The sequence below is a fragment of the Roseburia sp. AM59-24XD genome (assembly GCF_003478445.1).
Taxonomy (GTDB): Bacteria; Bacillota; Clostridia; order Lachnospirales; family Lachnospiraceae; genus Jutongia.
Genome location: NZ_QUET01000017.1, coordinates 59,348 through 82,724 on the forward strand (window position 1 = coordinate 59,348; position 23,377 = coordinate 82,724).

Annotated in this window: 29 protein-coding genes; 28 read left to right on the top strand and 1 reads right to left on the bottom strand. The window is 43.3% G+C overall.

Annotated features, from left to right (window positions below):
* Positions 1 to 4: 4 nt before the first annotated feature.
* The 28 genes from DXA20_RS09595 (at position 5) to DXA20_RS09725 (ending at position 23,039) form a co-directional block, all read left to right on the top strand.
* Complete coding sequence (locus DXA20_RS09595; protein ID WP_118560377.1) at positions 5 to 274, top strand: hypothetical protein; 270 nt, start codon at positions 5 to 7, stop codon at positions 272 to 274.
* Entirely contained in the window at positions 268 to 681 is a 414-nt protein-coding gene (locus DXA20_RS09600) for a hypothetical protein (protein ID WP_118560379.1), read from the top strand. Before DXA20_RS09595 ends, DXA20_RS09600 begins: the two co-directional genes overlap by 7 nt.
* Before the next feature lie 3 nt (positions 682 to 684).
* The gene (locus DXA20_RS09605; RefSeq protein ID WP_118560381.1) at positions 685 to 1,230 is read left to right on the top strand and encodes a hypothetical protein; all 546 of its coding nucleotides are present in this window, start codon (positions 685 to 687) and stop codon (positions 1,228 to 1,230) included.
* Positions 1,231 to 1,362: 132 nt separating this feature from the next.
* Positions 1,363 to 1,599, top strand: a complete 237-nt coding sequence (locus DXA20_RS09610; protein ID WP_118560383.1) for a hypothetical protein — start codon at positions 1,363 to 1,365, stop codon at positions 1,597 to 1,599.
* 2 nt (positions 1,600 to 1,601) lie between these two features.
* Positions 1,602 to 1,823, top strand: a complete 222-nt coding sequence (locus tag DXA20_RS09615) for a hypothetical protein (RefSeq protein ID WP_118560385.1) — start codon at positions 1,602 to 1,604, stop codon at positions 1,821 to 1,823.
* Positions 1,813 to 2,523 (top strand): SH3 domain-containing protein, encoded by a 711-nt coding sequence (locus DXA20_RS09620; protein WP_118560387.1) that lies wholly within the window; start codon positions 1,813 to 1,815, stop codon positions 2,521 to 2,523. Before DXA20_RS09615 ends, DXA20_RS09620 begins: the two co-directional genes overlap by 11 nt.
* 3 nt (positions 2,524 to 2,526) lie before the next feature.
* Complete coding sequence (locus tag DXA20_RS09625) at positions 2,527 to 3,060, top strand: hypothetical protein (RefSeq protein ID WP_118560389.1); 534 nt, start codon at positions 2,527 to 2,529, stop codon at positions 3,058 to 3,060.
* Between the two features lie 11 nt (positions 3,061 to 3,071).
* Positions 3,072 to 3,470 (top strand): hypothetical protein, encoded by a 399-nt coding sequence (locus DXA20_RS09630; protein WP_118560391.1) that lies wholly within the window; start codon positions 3,072 to 3,074, stop codon positions 3,468 to 3,470.
* A gap of 44 nt (positions 3,471 to 3,514) precedes the next feature.
* Positions 3,515 to 4,171: an HNH endonuclease gene (locus tag DXA20_RS09635; RefSeq protein WP_158577193.1), complete on the top strand. Its 657-nt coding sequence runs from the start codon at positions 3,515 to 3,517 to the stop codon at positions 4,169 to 4,171.
* 122 nt (positions 4,172 to 4,293) lie between these two features.
* Positions 4,294 to 5,220, top strand: coding sequence for a hypothetical protein (locus DXA20_RS09640; protein ID WP_118560395.1), 927 nt, complete (start codon positions 4,294 to 4,296; stop codon positions 5,218 to 5,220).
* A 10-nt stretch (positions 5,221 to 5,230) separates the two neighbouring features.
* On the top strand, positions 5,231 to 6,754 hold the full coding sequence (locus tag DXA20_RS09645) for a hypothetical protein (protein WP_118560397.1): 1,524 nt from the start codon (positions 5,231 to 5,233) through the stop codon (positions 6,752 to 6,754).
* A gap of 3 nt (positions 6,755 to 6,757) precedes the next feature.
* A complete protein-coding gene (locus DXA20_RS09650; protein WP_118560399.1) occupies positions 6,758 to 7,066 on the top strand; it encodes a hypothetical protein in 309 nt (102 codons plus the stop codon).
* The gene (locus DXA20_RS09655) at positions 7,056 to 8,777 is read left to right on the top strand and encodes a terminase large subunit (protein WP_118560401.1); all 1,722 of its coding nucleotides are present in this window, start codon (positions 7,056 to 7,058) and stop codon (positions 8,775 to 8,777) included. Before DXA20_RS09650 ends, DXA20_RS09655 begins: the two co-directional genes overlap by 11 nt.
* 1 nt (position 8,778) lies before the next feature.
* Positions 8,779 to 10,011, top strand: a complete 1,233-nt coding sequence (locus DXA20_RS09660) for a phage portal protein (protein WP_118560403.1) — start codon at positions 8,779 to 8,781, stop codon at positions 10,009 to 10,011.
* Positions 9,995 to 10,642 (top strand): HK97 family phage prohead protease, encoded by a 648-nt coding sequence (locus DXA20_RS09665; protein WP_118560405.1) that lies wholly within the window; start codon positions 9,995 to 9,997, stop codon positions 10,640 to 10,642. The genes DXA20_RS09660 and DXA20_RS09665 overlap by 17 nt, the downstream gene beginning before the upstream one ends.
* Positions 10,643 to 10,654: 12 nt before the next feature.
* On the top strand, positions 10,655 to 11,989 hold the full coding sequence (locus tag DXA20_RS09670; protein WP_118560407.1) for a phage major capsid protein: 1,335 nt from the start codon (positions 10,655 to 10,657) through the stop codon (positions 11,987 to 11,989).
* A gap of 53 nt (positions 11,990 to 12,042) precedes the next feature.
* Positions 12,043 to 12,177, top strand: coding sequence for a hypothetical protein (locus DXA20_RS17175; RefSeq protein WP_279222366.1), 135 nt, complete (start codon positions 12,043 to 12,045; stop codon positions 12,175 to 12,177).
* Between the two features lie 137 nt (positions 12,178 to 12,314).
* On the top strand, positions 12,315 to 12,467 hold the full coding sequence (locus tag DXA20_RS16410) for a hypothetical protein (protein WP_199877068.1): 153 nt from the start codon (positions 12,315 to 12,317) through the stop codon (positions 12,465 to 12,467).
* Between the two features lie 12 nt (positions 12,468 to 12,479).
* Positions 12,480 to 12,818, top strand: a complete 339-nt coding sequence (locus tag DXA20_RS09680; RefSeq protein ID WP_118560409.1) for a phage head closure protein — start codon at positions 12,480 to 12,482, stop codon at positions 12,816 to 12,818.
* On the top strand, positions 12,818 to 13,231 hold the full coding sequence (locus DXA20_RS09685; RefSeq protein ID WP_118560411.1) for a hypothetical protein: 414 nt from the start codon (positions 12,818 to 12,820) through the stop codon (positions 13,229 to 13,231). The genes DXA20_RS09680 and DXA20_RS09685 overlap by 1 nt, the downstream gene beginning before the upstream one ends.
* An 82-nt stretch (positions 13,232 to 13,313) precedes the next feature.
* Entirely contained in the window at positions 13,314 to 13,592 is a 279-nt protein-coding gene (locus DXA20_RS09690) for a hypothetical protein (protein WP_118560413.1), read from the top strand.
* Between the two features lie 12 nt (positions 13,593 to 13,604).
* Positions 13,605 to 14,297, top strand: coding sequence for a major tail protein (locus DXA20_RS09695; protein ID WP_118560415.1), 693 nt, complete (start codon positions 13,605 to 13,607; stop codon positions 14,295 to 14,297).
* Between the two features lie 59 nt (positions 14,298 to 14,356).
* Entirely contained in the window at positions 14,357 to 14,677 is a 321-nt protein-coding gene (locus DXA20_RS09700; RefSeq protein WP_118560417.1) for a hypothetical protein, read from the top strand.
* Positions 14,678 to 14,913: 236 nt separating this feature from the next.
* Entirely contained in the window at positions 14,914 to 18,528 is a 3,615-nt protein-coding gene (locus tag DXA20_RS09705) for a hypothetical protein (RefSeq protein ID WP_118560419.1), read from the top strand.
* 11 nt (positions 18,529 to 18,539) lie between these two features.
* Complete coding sequence (locus DXA20_RS09710; protein WP_118560421.1) at positions 18,540 to 19,391, top strand: phage tail domain-containing protein; 852 nt, start codon at positions 18,540 to 18,542, stop codon at positions 19,389 to 19,391.
* Positions 19,392 to 19,393: 2 nt separating this feature from the next.
* Positions 19,394 to 20,464: a siphovirus ReqiPepy6 Gp37-like family protein gene (locus DXA20_RS09715; protein ID WP_207664222.1), complete on the top strand. Its 1,071-nt coding sequence runs from the start codon at positions 19,394 to 19,396 to the stop codon at positions 20,462 to 20,464.
* Positions 20,465 to 20,466: 2 nt separating this feature from the next.
* Positions 20,467 to 21,168 carry a hypothetical protein gene (locus DXA20_RS09720; RefSeq protein ID WP_118560425.1) on the top strand — a complete coding sequence of 234 codons (702 nt, stop codon included), beginning with the start codon at positions 20,467 to 20,469 and terminating at the stop codon, positions 21,166 to 21,168.
* A gap of 335 nt (positions 21,169 to 21,503) precedes the next feature.
* On the top strand, positions 21,504 to 23,039 hold the full coding sequence (locus DXA20_RS09725) for a leucine-rich repeat domain-containing protein (protein WP_022305898.1): 1,536 nt from the start codon (positions 21,504 to 21,506) through the stop codon (positions 23,037 to 23,039).
* 108 nt (positions 23,040 to 23,147) lie between these two features.
* On the opposite strand, the gene DXA20_RS16500 is transcribed toward DXA20_RS09725, so the two are convergent.
* A partial coding sequence (locus DXA20_RS16500; RefSeq protein WP_207664220.1) for a hypothetical protein occupies positions 23,148 to 23,377 on the bottom strand: 230 nt, incomplete at its 5' end.

A 23,377-nucleotide genomic window follows, 5' to 3' on the forward strand; every position in this document is an offset into this window, starting at 1 on the left:
TCGCATGGCAAAGAAAGAATTAACCAGAAAAGAATACGAGAAGATTAAGCGCATGGATCATCACGCAATGAAGTGTTACATAGAAAGTGTTTACCAGTCCGGCTATGATGCCGGGGCAAGAGAAGAGCCGGTAGATCCAACACACAACAAAATGCCGGCGATCGATCGGATCCGTGACGAGATAGGTAAGATCAAAGGTATTGGCGAAAAGAAGCAGCAGGCAGTGATAGATGTGATTATCGAAAAATGGGAACAGGAGGGCAGCAGATGTTAAGCGAGGAAGTAAAGAAGATGAGATTGCAGCATATGTCTCTGGTACCGACAGAGGGAGCTTGTAAATTCTGTGGACAGATCACAGCCATAGAGGTACCAGAGGACTGGCTGGACGAAGAGAAAAACGAATATGCGACAGAAATGTGTAAGTGTCCGGAAGCAGACTGGTATCGACTGAACAAGCTCAAGAAAGAAAAAGGACGGAAGAGAGTCAGATCATTATTTGAACGGGATCAGTCTGATGCTGTCAAAAGCTTCCTGCAGGCAGCAGTGGAATTGATCGCGGATGAAGACATCAGCAGCATCACGGTCAAGATTGATGATGTAACAAAGGCAGACATTAAAACGGGATCAAAAGGCGGTATCAGGGTAGAAAGGACGGATACCACAAAACAGATGGAGGAGTAGACAATGGTAAGTAAGGAGACAAAGGAAACGATCTTGGCCACGATAGACGAAGTATTCCAAAAGATGAATTCCATCTCATGGATTGATCGTCAAAAGGCAATGTCCAAGGAAGCATTTAAGAACACAGAAAAGATCCTGTATTGTTTCAATGTTCTGAAGGAGCATGTCTCGAATGAGCAGGAGTACCTTGAGATTGCACTGCACGGGAAAAGTAAATCAATCACCTCCATTAAAAACGGCGGAGGACAGGTTGATGATGATACGAAGCTGCGTGACAGGATGGATTCCTACCGGCGTAGCCTAAACGACGTGGAGCGAGTAGAAGCAGCGTTGGAGCATATCCGGGGCATGAAAGGCTATGAAGTCATCGAGGCAAGATATTTTAATCGTAAACCAGGTGGCGATAATTACACTTGGGAAGAAATTGCCGGGACGCTGGCCGGATCAGACGGATATTCAGAGAATCTGAATGAAAAGACGGTCCGGGCATATAAGAATAAGCTGATCAAGGAGATGGCAGTTTATTTATTTGGGTCCGATGCGATATAATATTGCCCGAATTGCGACCCTAGACATATGCTTTTTAACGTGTTAAAATTTTTACAATTAGTTTTTTGTTATAATTCATTAAGGCGTATTTTCTTTGAAGGAAATGCGTCTTTTTTTGTTAGGAGGATTTCTATGAGTGATAAGATGAGAAGAAAACTTTGCAGCAGAAAAATGTGGATGAGCATTGCCAGCTTTGCATCGATGATTGCCGTGTATTTCGGTACAGCAGACAGTGAAGCACAGAGAATTGCCGCTTTGATCATGGCAGGTGCTTCAGTAATCGGATATGTGATCGGAGAGGGACTGGCCGACAGTTCTCCATCCTATGAGGTGGCAGAACTTACAAGTGAAGGGAATAAGGAGGAGTAAATATGATAGATTGGAACACGGTAGTGGTAGCCTTATGTGGATTTGCCGGAACATGTGTCGGTTCATGGGGCGGATTAAAGCTTAATAGCTATCGAATAGAGCAGCTTGAGAAAAAAGTGGATAAGCATAATAACTTTGCAGAGCGCATACCGGTCGTTGAGGAAAAGCTGAAAGTATGTGAGCATCGTATTGCGGATTTGGAGGATGATAAAAATGGCAGTTAAAATTGGACATGCATCAATCGATGAAAACGGAAGAATTGTCGGAGGGAAAGTCGGAGATCAGACCGGCAAAGAGATCTGTATCCGCGAATGGTATAAAAAGTCCTGGAATGTGATGTTGATCTGCACAGATGAAAAGATTGCAGATAAAGCAGCAGACTATATGGAGACTATCTGTAAGAATGACAATTATGGATACGATCAGGGACAGAGAACAACCGGCTATACATCAATTAAAAAGAATGGAGTAGCGAAAGGAAAGGGAGAATTTGACTGCAGCAGTCTTATTGCTTCCTGCTATAATCTTGCCGGATTAGATGTCAATGTGAATTGCACAACAAGGAATCTTCGAAAGGCACTTCTTGCAACAGGGAAGTTTAAGGCATACGAAGATGCTGCGCATATCAAAACATCAGATTATGCACTGCGCGGCGCCGTGTATCTGTCAGAAGGTCATCATGTTGTAATGGCACTTGGAAAAGGAAGTAAGCAGCTTGAAAAAAAGACCCAGAATGCCAGCGACTACGGCAGCAGATATAAAGTAACCGCGGATATGTTAAATGTCCGGAAAGGTCCTGGTACAAAATACCGGATTCTGAAAGTGTTACGGAAAGGCGCAGAAGTGAAGATTTCTGAAAAGCAGGATGAATGGGGGAAATATTCCGAGGGCTGGATCAGTCTGAAATATGCAAAGAAGGTGTAGCCTATGCAGAAAAAGAAAGCTGGAAGAAAAGGGAAATATGAAACACATATCAAACCATTTCTTCCGGCTATTTTAGAGATGCGCCGAACGATGACCGAACGCCAGATTGCCGAGAAGCTGGGGATTGCATATAGTACCTTTTCAAAATACAAAGACCAATTTCCGGAATTTTCGGAAGTGCTGGAAAAGGGAAAACGTAATCTTGTAGCAGATCTGAGATCTGCACTGATCAAACGTGCGGAAGGATATGTTTACACCGAGATCCACGAAACAAAAACGCAAATAAAACTTCCGACAGATCTGCAGATGAAATTGCTCAAGAGCGGCGTATCTGAGGAAGAACTAAAAGAACTCTGCACAGCGCAGCTTGTCAAACGTGAGGTTAAGCATAAGCAGGCACATCCGGATGTGGCTGCGATCAATCTTGCATTAAAGAATTATGATAAGGATAACTGGTCGAATGATCCACAGATGCTTGAACTTCGCAAGAAAGAGATTGAGCTGAGAGAGCGGCAGATTGAACAGAACGAATGGTAAGGAGGGCAATTATGGCAGATGAATCATACCACAAGGGCAGCAGTGATGGCTCAAGTTATCGCGGAGTATACGGTTTAACAAAACCAAGAAATGCGGTGTATGGTTTCGATGAACATGGACAGCGGACGGAAGTCGTGCCGATAAAAGAGGTTGCCGGTCTGGAACTGATAGAATATAAAATGAGTAACCTGCAGGATATGATGGACGTCATGGTGGCGGCGCTGGAAAACATAAGTGCAACGTCATATGATTTTTTTAGGCTGGTTGATAAAGATACAAATAATGAGATCGCAACTAAAATCGAAAAAGACATTGCTGATGGGCAGAAAATTTCTAAAGATTTTACAGCAATCTTAGATAAATACAAGAAAGAGTCCATAGACATTAAGGACTATCCGGATTTCTTATGATTACATTGGAGAATTTTTATCAGAGCAAAGCATGGTGCAAACTAATGCAACAGATCAAACTCGATCGTCAGAATGAAGACGGCTTTATTGTTTGTGAACACTGCGGCAAGCCGATCGTGAAAGCTTATGATTGTATTGGACATCACAAAATCCCATTGACGGAAGAGAACGTCAATGATGTGTGCGTTGCTCTGAATCCGGACAATATACAGCTTGTTCATCACAGGTGCCACAATCGGATCCATCATAAGCTGTCATATGATTATTACCATAGAGACGTGTGGCTGATCTATGGTGCACCTCTTTCCGGAAAGAATACATACGTTGAAGAGATTCATGAGGAGGGGGATCTGATCGTTGATATCGATGCTATATGGCAGTGTGTATCAGGCTGTCAGCGATATGTAAAGCCGAACCGGCTGAAAAGTGTCGTGTTTGGCGTAAGAGATAAACTTATCGATGACATCAGATATCGCCGAGGAAAATGGCAGAGAGCATATATCATCGGTGGATATCCGTTGATATCTGATCGAGACAGGATGAGCCGGGAGTTGGGTGCAAGATGTATCCTGATTGACACAAGCAAAGAAGAATGTTTGCAGCGTTTAAAAGAATCAGCAGATGGACGGGACGAAAAACTTTGGACGAAATTCATCAACGAATGGTTTCAGTTTCATTCAGAGCCCCCCGAGGTCGGCTGATTTTTTGTGGCTTGTGGAACTGTTAAGGGGAAGGGTGTTCTCACAGAAAGTCAAAAATCAAAATTTTTGGATTTGAAAAATCGAAAAAATTGAAAAAGGGGGCGAAAAAACTGAGAAATAATGTGTTTATTGACTGTGATCGTGATGAAATCACGAAAATAGACTACGAATCCTCGGAAAACAATGTAATATGCATGTATTTTCGCACCGGATCAGAGGAATCGATTGAGATCGGACTGATCGAATTGTTTAAAACAGAGAAACTTGCTCTGCAGATCCAGCCGGAGCAGTCGGATTCCTTTGAAATCCCGTCCGAGTATCTGAAGGATGGACGATTCCTTCACATTCGAGTGTCCGGCAGGGTAATTGGAACGGATAGAACATGGCACAAGTTCATTCATATCATTGGTGATGCAAGTGCATATCAGGAAATCCAGCTGGAACAGTTAAGTGGTTGCGTCATGCAGGTAAAAAAAGGAATCCCGATAGAAAAGCATGAACCGACATGGCTCGAGAAGCTGCTTGCACTGCTGACCAGACGTTCCATTGAAGCAACCGAGCAAAATTGTTATTATGCAGCACTCGCTACATATGATACAACGGCAAAAGAGCTGCAGGACAATGGGATCGACACCTTAGATTGCCAGACTATTGCAGAATTGATCGACAAATACAAAGAATATTATGAAAAAGAGGTCGCAAAGACTCTGGATCATTATCGTCAGGTATTATCAGATATTTATGATGCAATTGCCAGCCGCGGATTGATGTTTCCGAAAGACAACATCGATGATTATGCCGATCAGATTCGCAAATTGAAGAAGGTAGATCTGCAGATACAGTTGTCTGAAGAAATCAAGCAGGTATTGGTTGATGCGGATGTGAAAGTAATTGATAAATTAACGGACAAAGTTGAAAAGAACCTACTCACACCAAGCCGTTATGCATTATCAGAGAGCCTTAATAGCAGCAATCTGTTGGTCGCAGTACAAAATAGTATAAATATAACGGATGCGTTGAATGTTACAGTGACGCATACAGAATCATAGGAGGGATAACATGCTGAAAGGACATACGAAGATTGAACTGACGAATGTTAAAACAGGAGAAAAGAAGACGTATGAGAAAGATAATTTTGTGACAAATCTTTTCCGGGATGCAATGCAGCCGTGTGGAGTGTATGGAGATCTGCAGCAGTATTTTTTCGGGAACAAAAAAACTGCTAAAAATACATTATTAGAAATGACCAGAGGAATTGTTTTTTTTGATTCTGCGTTGCCTGATGATCCTGATCAATACACACTACCGGCGGGAGTAAACATGATCGGACGTGGAACAGATGCGGCGTATAATGGTCAGGACACCACGCTCGGATCTTATAACGCATCGGAATCTGTCATCGAAAATGATGGCACAAATGTAGGATATCGTTATGTTTGGGATTTTACAACGCAACAGGCGAACGGAAAAATTAAGAGTATTTGTTTGACACCGACGGATTCGGCAAAAATCGGATTTGGAAAGAGCAATGTGGTTCTGGACAATAATGGGGTCTCCTTATGGTCAAAAAGACTAAATGCAAACTATTCCAATGGTACATGTTATCCACAATACAATGCTACAGGTGACCAAAAGAATATCACATGGGTTGACTTTTCAAAAAATAGATTATTACGAGCGACGAGCGGATTTACAGATGATCCAAAAGCTACGGGAAATTTATTCGTGGATAAAAGTATAACCTTGTCGGAATACAGGATGCCGATTAACACCCGATCAATATTTGATTCATACAATTACTCGGAAAGAGCAAATATGACAGCGGATAAGACTTATGTAGTGAGTATGCCGGGAGAATTGCAGGCACTTTGTACGACAACAAATATATGTCGAGGTTATTCCACCAGAGTGGATCATAAAAATGGTATTTTATCGATTATTCTGTTGCTTGAGGAAAAATGTTCGGTGCCCGTGGATGGAACCATTTATGTATGGGAAATCAATCTGAATGAAATGACCTCAACTGTAAAGACATACGTCAACAATACCGGTTATATCATCGGAAATAGTGATAATTATAGATACAGAAACAGCCGTTGTATTCATGAATTAGATGACTATATTCTCGTGTATATTCCCAAAAGTACCGGAACGCAAAAGCTGTGTTGTATCGATAAAAATTCGGGAGCATGCAAAGATATCACATTGATGGATGGTAGTGCAATTCCATTCAAGAACGATGGATTTTTCGATAATGGCATACGAACGGGCAACTTGATGATTTGTACGAGAGGGAATTATATTGATTCTACAAAAATAACCGAATATTTCATCATAGATTGCGTCACCGGTACTTTAAAAAACATTGAGATAAAGAGTAATAACGGTTCAATCGGAAGTGGATCATATGGATATTTTTACGATTATGAAATATTTTCAGAAGATAGAAAATATATGATGTACCAGGAAGCTATCTCATACCTTTACCCGTTCGTGTTTTTCACAATCAATAACCTTGACACACCAATCGAAAAGACGGATGAACAGGCAATGAAGATCACCTATGAATTAACAAAGGAGTAGCACATGGATCGCAAAGAAAAATTATTGAATATTATCGGGAAAGAGCGTAATGAACTGCTAATTCAGCTTGTGGATGAAACAATCTTTCTGGAGGACAGGCTTGAAGAATTAAAGCAGTATCCGTTCATTGCCGTGAATCCCAAGAATCCGATGAAACAGCGAGCCACACCAGCCTCCAGACAATATAAAGAGATGTTGCAGCAATATACGAGCTGCATCCGGGTAATTGCAAGAATTACCGGACAGGATGACACCGATGAAGAATCACCTTTACGAAAGTGGTTCAGGAAAAGGACAGACAATGCTGATTAAAGAACATAAAATATGGACGCCGGATAATTCATTTTTATTGGAATATTTAGAGCGTATCCGTTCCGGAGAAATCATTGCCGGACAGGAGCTGATTATTGAGCTTTCCAACTTGGAAGAGGACCTTTTCCATAATGAGGAGTTCTATTACGACAGATCGGATGCATTGTTGCGAATGGATTTTATGGAGCATTGCGTCCGGCTGACTAAATCACCGTTTTACAACAAACCGATGGTGCTGATGCTATGGCAGAAAGCGTTTATCGAGACTTCATATTCCTTTAAAATGTCGAAGGATCATCTGGACCGGTTTCGGAAGATCATATTGTTGATCGCGCGGAAGAACACGAAAAGCGAAACGTGCTCCGGACTGGCAACGACAGAGCTTTTTGTTGGAAATGAGGGAAGTGATATCGTCTGCAGCTCCAACGATGACAATCAGGCATCCATTGTGTATGACACAATTGATACGATGAGAAAGTTGGTAGATCCGGATGATCTGGACAGCAAGCGTAATCAGCGGTTCATTATGAATAAAAATACCAGCACCAAGGTATTTAAACTTTCCGAGACGACCCGTAACAAAGAAGGTCGTAATATTGATTTCGCCATTTTGGATGAGGTTCACGAAATGAAGGACAATTCCATCGGAAAGCCCATTGAACAGTCACAGTCGCTGAAGGAGAATCCAAAGCTGTTTGAAATAACCACAGAAGGATTTGTTGTGAATGGTTATCTGGATGACGAGCTGGCAAAAGGACGCCGGGTGATCCGCGGCGAAGATGATACCTCATCCGGCAAGAGACTTCTCCCGTGGTTTTATACACAGGACAGTGAGCAGGAAGTCTGGCAAAACAGATCATCGTGGATGAAAAGCAATCCAACGCTTGGCGTTGTAAAACGATGGGACTATCTGGAAGGACAGGTTGATGATGCGAGAGCATCAAAATCCAGCCGTCTGTATGTTCTGGCCAAAGATTTCAACATCAAACAGAACAGCGTGGAAAGCTGGTTAAACTTAGAAGATTATGATTACGGAGCCACATTCTCCCTGGAGGAGTTTCGGGGCTCTTTTTGTTTGGGCGCAGTAGATCTTGCTGAGACCACGGATCTGGTCTGTGCCAAGATTTTGCTGATGCATCCGGAGGATCACACGAAATATGTGTACACACAGTATTTTATTCCGGAAGGAAAACTGCGGGACAACGATGATTCTACCGCCGGCGCGAAATATAAAAAATGGGCAACAGCAGGTCTTATGACCATCACCGAAGGAAATGAAGTGGATCTTGCAGTTGTAGCGGACTGGTTTTACCGGCTTTATAAAGACCACGGGATCAAATTATGGAAGTGTGGATATGATCAGCGCTTCTCAAAAGACTTCTTGAAGAGGATGTCAGACTATGGCTGGTATCGGACGGGAGACGATGAAAGCGATATGATCATGATTCTTCAGAATGCACAGACTTTGTCCAATGCGATGAAGCTGCTCGAAGCGGATTTTAAGAGCCAGATTGTCAATTACGGAGACAATGAAGTTGATAAGTGGTGTCTCAAAAACGCAGGCATTCAGGTAGACGCAAGAGGTCAGTGTCTTTGCGTGAAGCAGGAAAAGAAGAAAAAGATTGATGGTGCGGTTACGAAGATTATCTTATGGGAGACGTATCGAAGGTACCGCACTGATTTTTTAGAGATGATAAAAGCGAGGGAATAACATGGGATGGATAGATTCTTTAAAGCGGCTGAGGCCGAAAGGAAACCGATATGCCAGTATGCTAAACGGCTTCACACCGATCTATAGCCAGTTTGGCCAGAATATTTATGCGAGTGATGTCGTGCAGCAGTGTATCGTCTGTATTACATCAGAAATGAAAAAGCTTTCACCGACTCATATCCGGCAGGATGGACAGGATGTCATTCCGGTTTCTGGAAACCGGCAGCGTGTATTAAATCAGCCGAATGCATTCATGTCCACAAGTGACTTTCTGGAAAAGATTACATGGAATCTGTTTTTTAATTATAACAGTTGGATCATACCGACCTATGATGTATGGACAGATGATAAGGGGAAGGAGAGACGGTCTTATAAAGCATTATACCCGGTCCAGCCGACAATGGTAGAGTTTCAGGAAAACGCTGCAGGCAGATTGTATGTAAAGCTTTCCTTTGCGAATAACTTTGAGACAACGCTGCCATATGATGATGTGATCCATATTCGTTATAAATACAGCGTGAACGACTTCATGGGAGGGAATGCGTCAGGTCAGCCGGATAATGAAGCATTGCTGAAAACACTGCAGTTAAACCATGAGCTGTTAAACGGTGTGTCCAAGGCAATGAAATCGTCTTATGCGATCAATGGTGTTGTGAAGTACAACACACTGCTCGATGAAGGAAAAACTTTGGAAAATGTGAAAGAGCTGGAGCAGAAGTTATCCAGAGGAGAAAGCGGATTCCTGCCGCTGGATCTGAAAGCAGACTTTACGCCGATCAAGCGAGACATTCAGTTGGTGGATTCTAATACACTGAAATTCATTGACGAAAAGATATTACGAAATTTCGGGGTACCGCTCTGCATCCTTATCGGCGATTACACAAAACAGCAGTATGAAGCGTTTTACCAGAAAACTTTGGAGCCGATGATCAAATCATTCGGGGAAGCGTTTACACGTCCGCTGTTTACCCAGACAGAACGATACTATGGAAATAAAATTGTGTTTTATCCGAAAGATCTGATCTTTATGTCGATCGACCAAACGCTTGAGATGGTTCGGCTGCTGGGAGACTCCGGAAGTTTATATGAAAACGAAAAACGAGTTGCCTTTGGCATGCGTCCACTGCAGGAACTGAAAGGAAAGAGAATGCAGTCTCTTAATTATGTGGATGTCGCACTGGCACCGCAATATCAGTTAGGAAAGGATGGAGGATCAAATGAAGATGAAACCTGATAAGAAGAAACCGATGGAACAGCGCGGCTATCAGTTCGAAGTCCGCGCAGAGAAAACAGAAAAGGGTGACGTGATCACAGGACGTCCCATTGTGTATGATTCCAAAACCGATATGGGTTACTTTGACGAGATCATTGAAAAAGATGCATTGGAAGGAACAGATCTGACAGATGTCCGGTTTCTCGTCAATCACGATGTGAGTAAGATCCCACTTGCCAGGAGCCGCAGGAACAACGGCAGCAGCACAATGCAGCTGACCGTTGACAAAGAAGGACTGGTCATTGAGGTGCTGCTGGATACAGAGAACAATGCAGAAGCAAGATCGTTATATTCGGCGGTGAAACGTGGAGACATCTCCGGGATGTCTTTTATGTTCATTATTGATTCCGAGGAGTGGGAAGATCTGGATTCGGACCATCCTCTTCGCAGGATCAAAAAAATTAAAGCAGTATACGAAGTATCAGCGGTGACGTTTCCTGCTTATTCTTCGACTGAAATAAACGCACGGAGCAGGGAGACACTGGAGAGTGTCCGCCGGGCAGTGGAGACGGCACGGAGCTCCGTGAAAAGGTCAGTGGAGACTGATCTGGAACTCGCAAAAGCAAAACTGGAATTAGAATCAAAAATTTAGGAGGAAAATCAGATGAGAAGAAAAGAAGTATTATTAAAAAGAATGCAGAGACTGGAGGCAAAGAAAGAGAAGCTCATTGCAAGAGGAAAGGCATCCGAGGATGCTGCAGAAATTCGTTCCATCAATGAAAAGATTGATGATATCAACGATGACATTGAGGACGTCAAAGCAGAGCTTGATGCTATCGAGGAGGAGCTGACTGCATTAAAGGATGACGGAAAGGACGATGACAATGGTGCTGATAACACCGGAAACGGAGAGGACAGAAGCAATGTACCTGACGGAGTTACTGTAGAGCAGAGAGGTGGAAATCCGCTGGCAACATACAGTCAGAAAAATCCACAGGTGGAACAGCGCCGCGAAGAGCCGTTTAGCTCCATGGAATACCGTCAGGCGTTCAAGAAGTATGTACAGACCGGAGAGATGATTCCGGAGGACGTGACATCAAGAGCGGCTGGAGATAAGGGAACAACTCTTTCCACGGAGATCGGTGCACTCATCCCGCAGACCGTTTTGAACGAGCTGATCCGCGAAGTGTCAGAGGTGCATGGTCAGATCTATTCCAAGGTAAGAAAGCTGAATATCAAGGGCGGTGTTAAGGTGCCGATCTCTAAACTGTCCGCATCATTCAAGTGGGTTGGTGAGGGAAAAGTCAGTGACAGAGTGAAAGCCGGGGAAGCCGATGGCTATGTAGAGTTTTCTTACAACCTTGGTGAAATCCGCATTTCCACCACTCTTCTGGCGTCAGTCACTTCACTGGATGTATTTGAGTCAGAGCTGACCAAGATCATGGTAGAAGCTTTCATGAAAGCAATGGATGAGGCTATATTGAATGGTACCGGCACAAACCAGCCGCTTGGAATCCTGAAGGATTCCCGCGTGACAAATGTGGTGGAGTTTACGGCAGCAGAGTTTGCAAAGTGGTCAGAGTGGAGAAAGAAGCTGTTTGCAGCAATCCCGCTTGCAAAGCGTGGTAAAGGTGAGTTCTTATTCACCAATGCGACCTTAGAAGCAAATCTCATGACCATGAAGGATAACAACGACCGCCCGCTCTTTAAGGAGGCAACGGAAATCAATGTGCAGAATGATGCGATTGCAGGATCATTCTATGGACGTCCGGCGCAGCTTGTAGAACCGGGAGCGATCAAGGACTTTGAGACCGCTGCTGCAGGGGACGTGGTTGGCGTGTTCTGGAATCCTTCGGATTATGCGATCAATACGAACATGGAGTTTGGCATGAAGCGGTATTTCGACGATGATACCAACGAATATGTCAACAAGGCAATCGTGATCGTAGATGGTAAGATCCTTGATGCATCCGGCTGCTGGATCATTAAGAAGAAATAAGAAACGGGGTGCATGTGTGAAGACGCATGCACCCTTGAAAGGAGGGATGACCGTTGACAACGTTGGAAGAATTGAAGCGCCTGGTGAAGAATATCACAGGTGAAGACAGTGAGGCGGAAAATATTGCGGAAGCAATCGCAGAAATCAATGCATTTAAAGAGAAAGCTGCTCAGGCGGGTGGTTCTTAATGGAGGTGCATGATGGTGATGGATAAGATCACATTAAACGATGATGAGATTCTTGAAGAAGTCAAAAAGGCAATTGGTATCACAGGGGAGTATCAGAATGCTCCCCTGATAATCTATATTCCGAAGTGAAGGAATATATGGCAGGTGCCGGCGTGGAAGCGGAGTATATTGATTCCAATAAGGCGTGTGGCGTTATTGCCAGAGGTGTGATGGATCTTTGGAACTATGGATCAGGAAAGGGGCAGCTGTCTCAGTATTTTAAAGAGCGGGTAATGCAGCTGACGATTTAGGATGGTGATAGAATGGCAGACTATGAGCCTAATATGCCGTTTAATGTACATGCGGTGCTGCAGGTGCCGGAAAGGAAAACGGTAAAAGGAACAACAGTGAAATCATACCGGAAGCAGGACGATATTTTCGTATCATTTCGGACGTTCGGTGGAACAGAATCGCCGTCAAACGGTGCTGTCGTGGTTGAAAATACAGCGGTAATAGAGACATGGTATCGCCCGGATATCACAGCAGACTGCAGACTGGACATTGAAGGGTGTCTTTATGATATTATCGGCGAGCCGGAGAATATCAATCGGAGAAATCAGTGGTTGAAGTTCAAGGCACGGGCTGTGAAAGGCGGCGCATAATGGCTAAGAATAAAATCGGTTTAAAATTTGAAGGACTCGAAGAACTTGCCGGTAAATTTGAAGCACTGGAAGGAAGTGTGAAACCGGCAGCAGAAAACGCATTAAAGGCAAGTAAGGCAGCTGTGACTCCAGAGATTGATAAAGCAATCTCAAAACATAAACTTACGGGAGACACCGCAAGATCTCTTGACCGGAAGGTGCAGGTAAACTGGACCGGCACGACTGCTTCTGTTGATATTGGTTTTCATATCAGAGATGGAGGTCTTCCATCAGTATTTTTGATGTATGGAACACCACGAGTCAAAAAAGACACGGCTCTCTATCGTTCTGTTTATGGATCAAAAACAAAGAAGCTGATTGCTGAGACGCAGAAAGAAGTGTTTCAGAAGATGATAGCCAGAAGGATGGGATAAAGATGAATAAAAACATAAAACCGGAAGATCTTTGATAGAAATTCTGGAAGAATTTGGATGCCCGGTGATCCGGCAGGGTTCAATGGATCCTGAAGAGGAATATCCGGAGCATTTTTTTACATTTTGGAACAATGAGAGCACAGATCGAAGTCATTATGACAATCAATGTGTCTCCAAAGTGTACGATTTTGATGTGAATGTTTATTCCGTAGATCCGGAAAAGACATATACCATGCTGCAGGATGCCATTGACCATCTGAAGGAGCATGGCTTTATCATATCCGGAGACGGTTATGATGTTGCAAGTGACGAAAAGACGCATACCGGAAGGGGCGTCAATGCATTATTTATGAAATATTAGGAGGAAAAGATCATGGACAAAGAAATCAAACAGGAAGTATTTGAGTATCGTGGCGTTGACAGTCTGTATCTTGCAAAAGTGTTGAAAGATACAGCGGAGGAGTTTACCTGCGATGAGCCGGTACACTTTGCGTATGTTGCTGAAGTTGGTAAGACAACTGACTCCAGCTCGGAGCCGCACTATTATGACAATAAGCCGATGATCGTGGTATCAAGCGAATCGGATGACAAGATCACGATCGTGATTGCACCGCCGGAACTGGAGCGGTTGTCGGCAATCACCGGAAAATCTTTTGATCCGGAAACCGGAATGATGGTTGAAGGACCATCGAAAAACGATTACTGGGCGATCATGTACCGCACAAAAGGTACAGACGGAGCATGGAGATATGTCAGCCGCCTGAAAGGAAGATTCGGTACTCCGGAGGAAAGTACCAAAACCGAGGATGATGGTACAGAGACGACAAACACCAGTGTTGAATTTACCGGAATTTACACAACCCATGAATTTGATAAGGGTAGATATAACGACACTACCAAGAAATGGGAGAAAGGCAGTGCAAAGGGAATTGTCGTGGATGAACGTTACGGCAAGGCAGACGTCAGCACTTTCTTCGAGAAAGTACAGACACCGGATACCATCAAAGCAACGACGGCATCCGAGCCACAGACACAGAGTGCTAAGAGCAGCAAGAGTGTCAACTAATAGCACAAGATCAAAGCACCGCCGGGGCAGTCTGCACCGGTGTTTTTATGGAGGACATTATGGAATTAACACTTAATATTTACGATCACGCAGTCATTACCAAAGTATATAAAGCCGAAACATATGAGATTAAATTTGGGACGATCGAGGATCTTCTTGAAGTTCTGGACATTGAAAAAATGAATGATGAAATGGAGCTTGCCAAAATGGTGCTGCAGATCCTGCCAAAGGTAAAGCCATTCCTGAAAGACGTATTTCCGGGACTGACAGACGAAGAGCTGCGAAATACCAGGATCAAGGAGATGGTACAGGTATTTATTGAATTGTTTAAATACTCTGTAGATGAGATCAAGAGCATTGGTACCGGCGAAAAAAACTAGATGAGGGAGGGGAAAACCTCCCTCTTTTTGACGTTTTGTTCGAGACTGGAATGACATTATGTGAATGTTTTCAAGGATTAAACCCGATCACGCTGCGGACATACCGGTCGCACGAAGTTTTTCTTTTGATGAAGAGACTCAGTAAACGAAACCGCAGAAAAAACAAGATACAGTCAACCGGAACAAAAGTGATCCGGCGTCCTGCCGGGGATAATTGGTTTTAAAGGAGGGATACGATGGCAGAGCAGGAAACCACCACCAAATTTAAGGTAGACATCAGTGAGTTAAAAAAACAATTCGCTGATGCGAACCGACAGATCCGTCTGGTCAATTCTGAATTTAAAGCAGCAACCGCCGGTATGGATGACTGGGGCAGCAGTGCCGATGGACTTGGAGCAAAGATCAAACAGTTAAATGGCGTGGTTGATGCAGAGAAGGCGAAGCTGCAGTCCTTAGAAAAACAATATGCCCTTGTCGCAGAGCAGCAGGGAGAGGGTTCAAAGGGAGCACAGGAACTTGCGATCAAGATCAACAATCAGAAGGCGAATGTCGCAAAAGCGGAAAGAAGCCTGCAGCAGTACGAGAATGCTCTGGAGGACGTCTCGGATGGATCCAAACAGATCGAAGAGGATTCCGCCGGAGCAAGTAAAGGTTTGGATGATGTCGCAGATTCCTCTTCGAACCTCTCTGAAAAAGCATCCGGACTGGCAGGAAAACTGGCAGGTGTTGCAAAGACCGGTCTTGCAGCAATCGCAACTGCAGCGACCGGTGTTGTTACCGCATTTTTAGGAACTGCTGAAGCTACAAGAGAATACCGCGAGGATATCAACAAGCTGCAGACAGCATATCAGTCAGCAGGATTGACTGCGAAACAGGCGAAAAAAACATATAAAGATTTCTTTTCGGTACTTGGAGAAGAGGATCGGTCTGTTGAGGCAGTGTCGCACCTTGCAAAGCTGACAGACAGCCAGAAGGATCTTAATAAGTGGTCTAACATCTGCGCCGGCGTATGGGGTACATTTGGCGATTCACTTCCTATCGAAGGCTTGACCGAAGCCGCAAACGAAACGGCTAAGGTCGGACAGGTCACGGGTCCACTCGCCGATGCGATTAACTGGTGTACGACAGACACAGAGAAATGGAACGAAGCTCTGAAGGGAAATGATAAAGCCCTTGCTGCATTCCAGAAATCTGCACAAAAGGGAGAGAGTGCGGAAGATTCCTTTAATGCTGCTCTTGCAGCCTGCAACGGCGAAAAAGAACGTTCCAGGCTGATTACCAATGCATTGAATGTGCAGTATGACGATGCGGCAAAGAAGTATAAGAAATTAAATGGCGATGTGATGGATGCGCAGAAAGCTCAGTCACAGCTGACGGATGCGATGGCATCAATGGGCGCTGTTGCAGAGCCGGTCATGACCGGGCTGAAAAAGACCGGTGCAGAAATGCTGACACTCCTGATTCCGGGAGTAAAGAAGCTCGGAAAAGGAATCACGATGATCATGAACGGGGACGAAGGCGGTGAAAAGAAAGCTGGATCGGCTATCTCTAAGATCGTGACTACATTACTCGGAGAAGTTGGCAAGGCAGCACCGACACTTTTGCAGACAGGAGTATCTTTGATCGGCAGTCTGGCACAGGGGGCAATATCTTCTGCTCCGACACTGATCGGCTCAATCGGAAAAGTGATTTCTAAAGTGCTTGGAGGTATAGAAAAGCAGCTGCCTAAACTTTTATCTGCAGGTGTATCGTTAGGGGGATTGTTACAAAATGCATTAACGACCGGAATACCGGCGCTGGTGAAATTTGCCTCGAACATTGTAACAAAAATTGGAGAGGGAATCGGTAAGAATTTGCCAAAGCTGACGGATTACGCACTGACTGCCCTGGATAAGTTTGCAGACATGCTCACTACGAATGCTCCAAAGCTGATCAAAGCAGGATTGTCCTTTGTTCAGAACATGGCGCAGGGACTTTCGGATAGCCTGCCTACGTTTATTAAACGGGCTCCGGAGATCATCACGAAGTTTGCAAATCTGATCAATGACAACATGCCGACAATCTTAAAATCGGCGGTAAATATTATCGTGACACTTGCGAAAGGATTGATCAAATCCATTCCGGTGCTGGTAAAGAATATACCAAAGATTCTTACGGCGATCGTAGCCGTGTGGGAGGCGTTCAACTGGCTGAGTCTTGGTAAAAAAGCAATCACTTTTCTGAAAGATGGAATGGTCGGAATGGTGGGCGGCGTCAAGAGCGCCGGTAAAAAGGTTCTGGACAATGCGACAAGTGCATTAAAAGAACTTCCCGGTAATCTTGCAAAGTTCGGTAAAAATGCCATGAGCAACTTAAAAGGTGCCATGGGTGACGGTATTTCGGCGGTAAAATCGAAAGCCGGCAGTATTCTAAAAACTATCGTTGATGTGTTTAAACCGGAATCTTTGAAAAAAGTTGGAAAGATGCTTATTCAGGGATTATGGAATGGAATCTCAAACATGTCTGGCTGGATAGCAGATAAGATCAAGGGATTCAGCGATGGAGTATTAAAGGGAATCAAAAAATTCTTTGGTATTCATTCTCCTTCACGGGTAATGAGGGATGAAGTTGGAAAGATGCTTGTCCTCGGTATGGCTGAAGGCGTTGACGGCAGTAGAGATGTCATGTCCGGTTCATTGATTCGAATGGCACAGTATGGACTGAAAGCATTGAAGAAGGAGTTAAAGAGCGGATCTCCTGAAAAAGCCGGTGCAACCATGATAAACGGAATCACAAAGGGCGTTGAAAAAATGCAGTCTGCAGCAGAATCCAGCGTCACCAAAGTGGTCAATGCCATGGTGAAAAAGACGAAATCATCAAAAATATACAGCGAGTATAAGAAGATGGGAAAGAGTGCGATCAAATCTTTTTCTGATGCATATGAAAAACAGGCTGAAAAAGCCGGAAACAAAATTACAAAAGCAATTGAAAAGATGGCATCCAAGGCGCAGGAAAAATATGAGGAGGTGTTATCAAAGAGAAGTACGCTGCAGGAAAATGCGCAGTCCTATGGTGATTTATATTCCACGGATGAAGATGGGAACATTGTATTATCCGACATCAAGGGACAGACACAGGATATCAGGAGATTTGGTACAAATCTCGGCGTACTGAAAAATAAAATATCAAAGAATCTGTTAGAAGAAATCGCACAGATGGACATTGATGAAGGTCTTGCATTTACAAATAAGCTGTTATCCCTGCCGGAGTCAGAGCTGAAAGCATATGATAAGGCATATACAGAGAAGCTGAAAGTCAGCAGGAAAGTTGCAAAGACATTTTATGCAGATGAGCTGAAGAAAATCAAAGAAGATTTCCTTGATAAGGTCGAGGAAAAAATGAAATCATTGAAGAAATCAATGAAGAATGTCGGCAAAAATGCGGTTGCCGGTTTTATTAAAGGCTTTACAGCGGATACGGATGACATGAAAAAAGCAGTAAAGCAGTTTTCGCAGAAAGTGATCAAGCAGATCAAGGATGAAATGGGAATCCATTCTCCTTCAAAAGTCATGGAGCAGCAGGTGGGGCGTTTTCTTCCTGCCGGCGTGGCAAAAGGAATCCGTGGAAACGCAAAAACAGCAGTCCGCGCGATGTCGGAAATGGCATCGCAGCTTACTTTACCGCTTAAGAGTGCGATGGATTCCGTGAAATCAGATGGCACATTGTCAGGCAGTTATGGATCAGGAAGCACGTCAAAGAACGTAACAAACAATTATACATTTAATCAGACAAACAATTCTCCGAAAGCATTGAGCCGGCTGGAGATATACCGTCAGACAAACAACCTGATGGAAACCATCAAAAGAGCATAGGAGGGATCGTCATGTTAAAATCTGTCAGGATAAAGAATGACAGGGGCGATATTCTGGAACTGGTGGGGAGTGAAAAATACTCCCTCACCAATATAACCGGATTAAATCCGGTTGCTGCCGTGATCAATACGACCTCAAACGGAGTCCATGATGGCAGCAGATATAATTCCAGTAAACTTGGAACAAGAAATATTGTGATCACGGTATCCCTGGAAGAACCCGTTGAAGAAAATAGAATGGATCTGTATCGCATTATACGTCCCAAGCGCGATGTTACCTTTTATCTGGAAAACGGAAGACGCAATGTTTACATTCCGGGATATGTTGAAACATGTGAGCTGAACCCGTTTTCTCAAAAAACAGAGGTGCAGATATCAATTATATGCCCGAAACCCTATTTCCATGATATCGAACAGTCCTGTGAAGAGATTCGTGGTATTGCCGGTTTGTTTGAGTTTCCGGTAACTTTCCCCGTGGAAGGTGTTGCTTTTTCAGAAATTTTGACAAAGCATAGTGAATATGTAACGAATGCCGGAGACTTGGAAAGCGGGGGAGTATTTACGATAGAGGCATTGGGTGATGTGGTTGATCCGGTTATCAGAAATGTAGAAACGCTGGAAAGCTTTTCAGTCGGAATCTCTTTGGTAAAAGGAGATATCCTTGTGATTGTATCCTATGAAACCGAAAAATCAATAACGCTATATCACCAAGGAATAGCATACAATGTCATCAATGACGTAACAGACGACTCTGTCTGGCTGCAAATTCCGCGAGGATCATTTCACTTTGGATTATATCCGAAGCTGGGTTTCGAAAATGCAGTGCTGAGAATTACGCATGAAAACTTATATACGGGGGTATGATCATGGATCTGTACGTTTTAAATTCAGACTTTAAAAGATTGGACATTATATCATATGCAGAAAGCGTCATATGGACAAAGAGGTATTTTTCTGTGGGAGACTTTGAAATTGTTCTTCCGGCAAGCAGGTATCTCCTGCAACTTTTTCAATCAAGCGAAGAGAGGTATGTAATGCGTCCCGGTGATCCCGTAGGGATGATCGTTGAGAAAGTGCAGCTGACCACGGACGAAGAAAATGGAGACAAGATAATCATCAGCGGCTCAACATATCAGGGATTTTTAAAACGTCGGATTGTCTGGGGACAGAAAATTCTCAAAGGAACACTTTTGGATTGTATATTGCTTGGGCTTGTTGTGGACAATGCTATCGATGATTCCACGATTGAAGGAAGAAAAATTGAATATCTTGCGATCCGTCCGAATATCGTTGCCGAGTGGGAAGGGGATAATCCGGATATCGAAAAACAGGTCACAGATGACCTCCTGAGCGATGCGGTCACAACAATATGCACCGCATTCGGGCTTGGATGGGAAATCTATTTTGAAGGTGGGAAACTTCTTTTTAATTTATATAAAGGAAAAGACAGATCATACGGGCAAAACATGCTTCCAATTGTGCTATTTTCTCCGGAATACGGAAATTTTTTGAGTGGAACATATACCTTTGATAAAACCAACTATAAAAACGTTGCAATGGTTGCGGGAGAAGGTGAGGGAGCTTCTCGGAAAATGGCAGCCGTCGGCAACGCAAGTGGTCGTAGCCGGTATGAGGTGTTTGTTGATCAATCCAGCCTGTCCTCGAATGATGGCGAAATATCAGACATTGATTATATGATACAGCTTCGGACGGCAGGAGAGGAAAAGCTTGCGGAATATGGCACAAGCGAGACATATGAAAGTACGGTAGATCCGGAAGGAAATTATCAATATGGCATAGATTACAATCTGGGCGATATTGTAGAAGTAGAAAATGAGTATGGACTTACATCAAGAGTAAGAATCACGGAAGTGATTGAGTCAGAAGACGAAAACGGATATACATGCATTCCTAAATTTGAAAATGTGGAGGGATAGAAATGATCAGATATGGCTTTTTTAATTCAGAATCAGGAGACAGAGTTTATAATGCAGATGACTTCTCAAATTTTTTTGAGGGTGTGATCGGCGATGGCATTTTTAAAAAGATTGGACAGGCATTTGACACAAGCATATCCAGCGATGGAAAAATCATTGTCGGAAGCGGACGGGCTATGGTAAAAAATAAGTGGATCGAAAACACAGCAAACGAGTCACTTGATCCTCTGCCGCCGGAAGAAAGCACAACACGATTTGACAGCGTTATTCTTCGTTGTGATATGGTGTCAAGACTTATTGAACTTGCAATCAAGAAAGGATCTGCCGCATCCGCTCCGGTGCTAACAGATGATGCACAGATGAAAGAAATTCGTATTGCAAATATCACGATGGCAGCAGGCGCAAAAAAGCCCGTGCATATTGAAGATGTGCGAGAAGATAGCTGGATACATCCGCTGATAGGGGTGCATGTGGTTCAGCTTAGAAAGGAAGTCACGATCAGCGATGCAACAACATCAATCACACTTGGAAACAAAGTTGATCCGGAAGCAGACTCTATTGATGTTTACATCAATGGTATGCTTCTTGCAAAATCGGCATATACAGTGAATAATGATAGTGGTGTGGTAAAGATAGATTTTGATTTTTCCATACAGCCGGGCAATAGAGTTGCCGTTGAGGTATTGAAATCGATAGCCGATTAAAAAATGCCACTACGGATAACAATATATAATAAGTAGAAATACATCTAAAGAAATTCATACTGCACACACGTTGCACACATTTTTGAAGAGAATGACATAAAATAGGGCATATGCCGTTTCTGTTCAGGAGCTGCTGACGCTGGCAAGTTCTAAGAAATCGCAGAAGTCGGACATATTTAGAATGAATCTTTTATATACAGGGAGTGCTCTTCATTGGAAGGGCACTCCTTTTTTTAATCAACAAAACAAAATCTCCGTGATCATTCTTGAGTTTTCCTGCTCCCTGATATATAATAAATGAAACAATCCATTATGAATGGAAGGAGTGGATCATAATGCGTTTTTTAAAATCTTTTCTTGTTTTTTCGATAGTCATGCTGTTAATTTCCGGCTGTAAATCCGCCCAAAATTCATCTACAAAGCAGGCAATAACATCTCCGGACACTTCACTGCAAGAGACAGCTTCCAGCACAGCGCCGGCAGCCAATGAATTATCTCCTTCGATTTCTCCAACTCCTAGGGTACAGAAAACTCCATCTGCCTCACCAAAACCAAAGAATGCAAAATGGATCTATAATCGCAAAACACACGTTCTGACTATTAAAGGAACCGAGGAAATGTATGCTGAACAAACAGAAGACTGGATCGATAATGAACGAAAATTCGACGAACATAATGGTATCCAGTTAAATTTTAATGAGCGAAAAGTAAAAGAAATTGTAGTAAAACCGGGAATTACCGTCATCAATAAAGGCGCATTTGCAGCTTTTCGCAATGTCAAAAAAATCACCCTGCCAAATACCATCAAAAAAATTAACGACTATGCATTTTATAATTGCCAGTCGCTGCAGGAACTCACCATTCCGGACAAAGTAGTATCCGTGGGAAAAGAATGCTTTTTTTACTGCAGACAGTTAAGATCGATCCATATCGGAAAAAATCTGCGTACCATCGGAAATGGCAGCTTTGCCGGATGTAAAAACTTACAAAGCATTGAGCTTTCCTCTGAAAATAAATATTTGGAAACAAAATACGGAGGTCTGTACCAGAAGAAACAGAAGTGTCTCTATTTTCAATATCAACATACCAAAACGGCAGAAATAGCTCCTGACACAAAATGTATCGGGACCTTTGCATTTACCTACAATACACCATTAAAAGAAGTGACGATTCCCGACTCTGTCCGCCGGATCAAAGGTGGAGCTTTCTGTTACTGCCGTAATCTGGAATATGTCCATTTGAGCAATCACTCAAAGCTTTACAAAATCGACAGCCCCTACGGAGAAATGGGCATGTATCCGGATGATCTCTGGTATAGCGGGAGCTTTTTACACTGTAAGAAGCTTAAAGAGCTTCATTTGCCAAATTCGTTAAAAGCAATTGACTGGGATACCTTTAGCGGATGCAAATCCCTTACGCTGTATCTTGGTTCCCAATTTACCAACTTTAGAAAATCACAGATTGCCGGAGTCTCTGCCATACAGGTTTCACCCCATAACAAGAAATTTTCTTCCAAAGACGGCGTTTTATATGACAGGCACAAGAAAACACTCCTGAATTACCCGGAATATAAGACAGATCAAACATTTGTAGTTCCAAAATCTGTCCGCCACATTCAGGAATCAGCATTTCGAGCCAATGAACATATTGAGAATGTGTTTTTCCCGAAGAAGCTAAAACACATTGGAGAAGGAGCATTTAATGGCTGTAAAAAACTTAAAAATGCTACCATTCCCGGAAAACAAACGAAAATTGGCAGATCGGCATTTCTCTTTTGTCGACATGTGGTGATCCATGCACCAAAGCATTCCGAAGCTGCAAAATTTGCAAAAAAACATGATCGGATGTTTGAAGTATTCAGAAAGAAATAGAAATTTTAAAACGAAATCATCAAAAAGGAGACCGGACATGAATTGTTCAGCCTCCTTCTTTTCTTACATACTCAAACTTCGCACATAAAATATATCACTGCGCCCATACTATTTCTTATGTCCGAAGCCTAATTTGGTTTTTTGCCTTGATTTTTTGAATAACCGTGAGCTGGTGGTATTAAAATTGACGCAGATCAGTAGGATTTCTGAAAAGTCTTTGCTTTGCAATGCTTTGATAAATACGCATCCGTACGACTGAGCTCCGTAGGTGAGCTCAGCTATTTCGGACGGCACGCTCCCGCTACCACTGCACCACGCAGCGGTACATAACGCCCCAT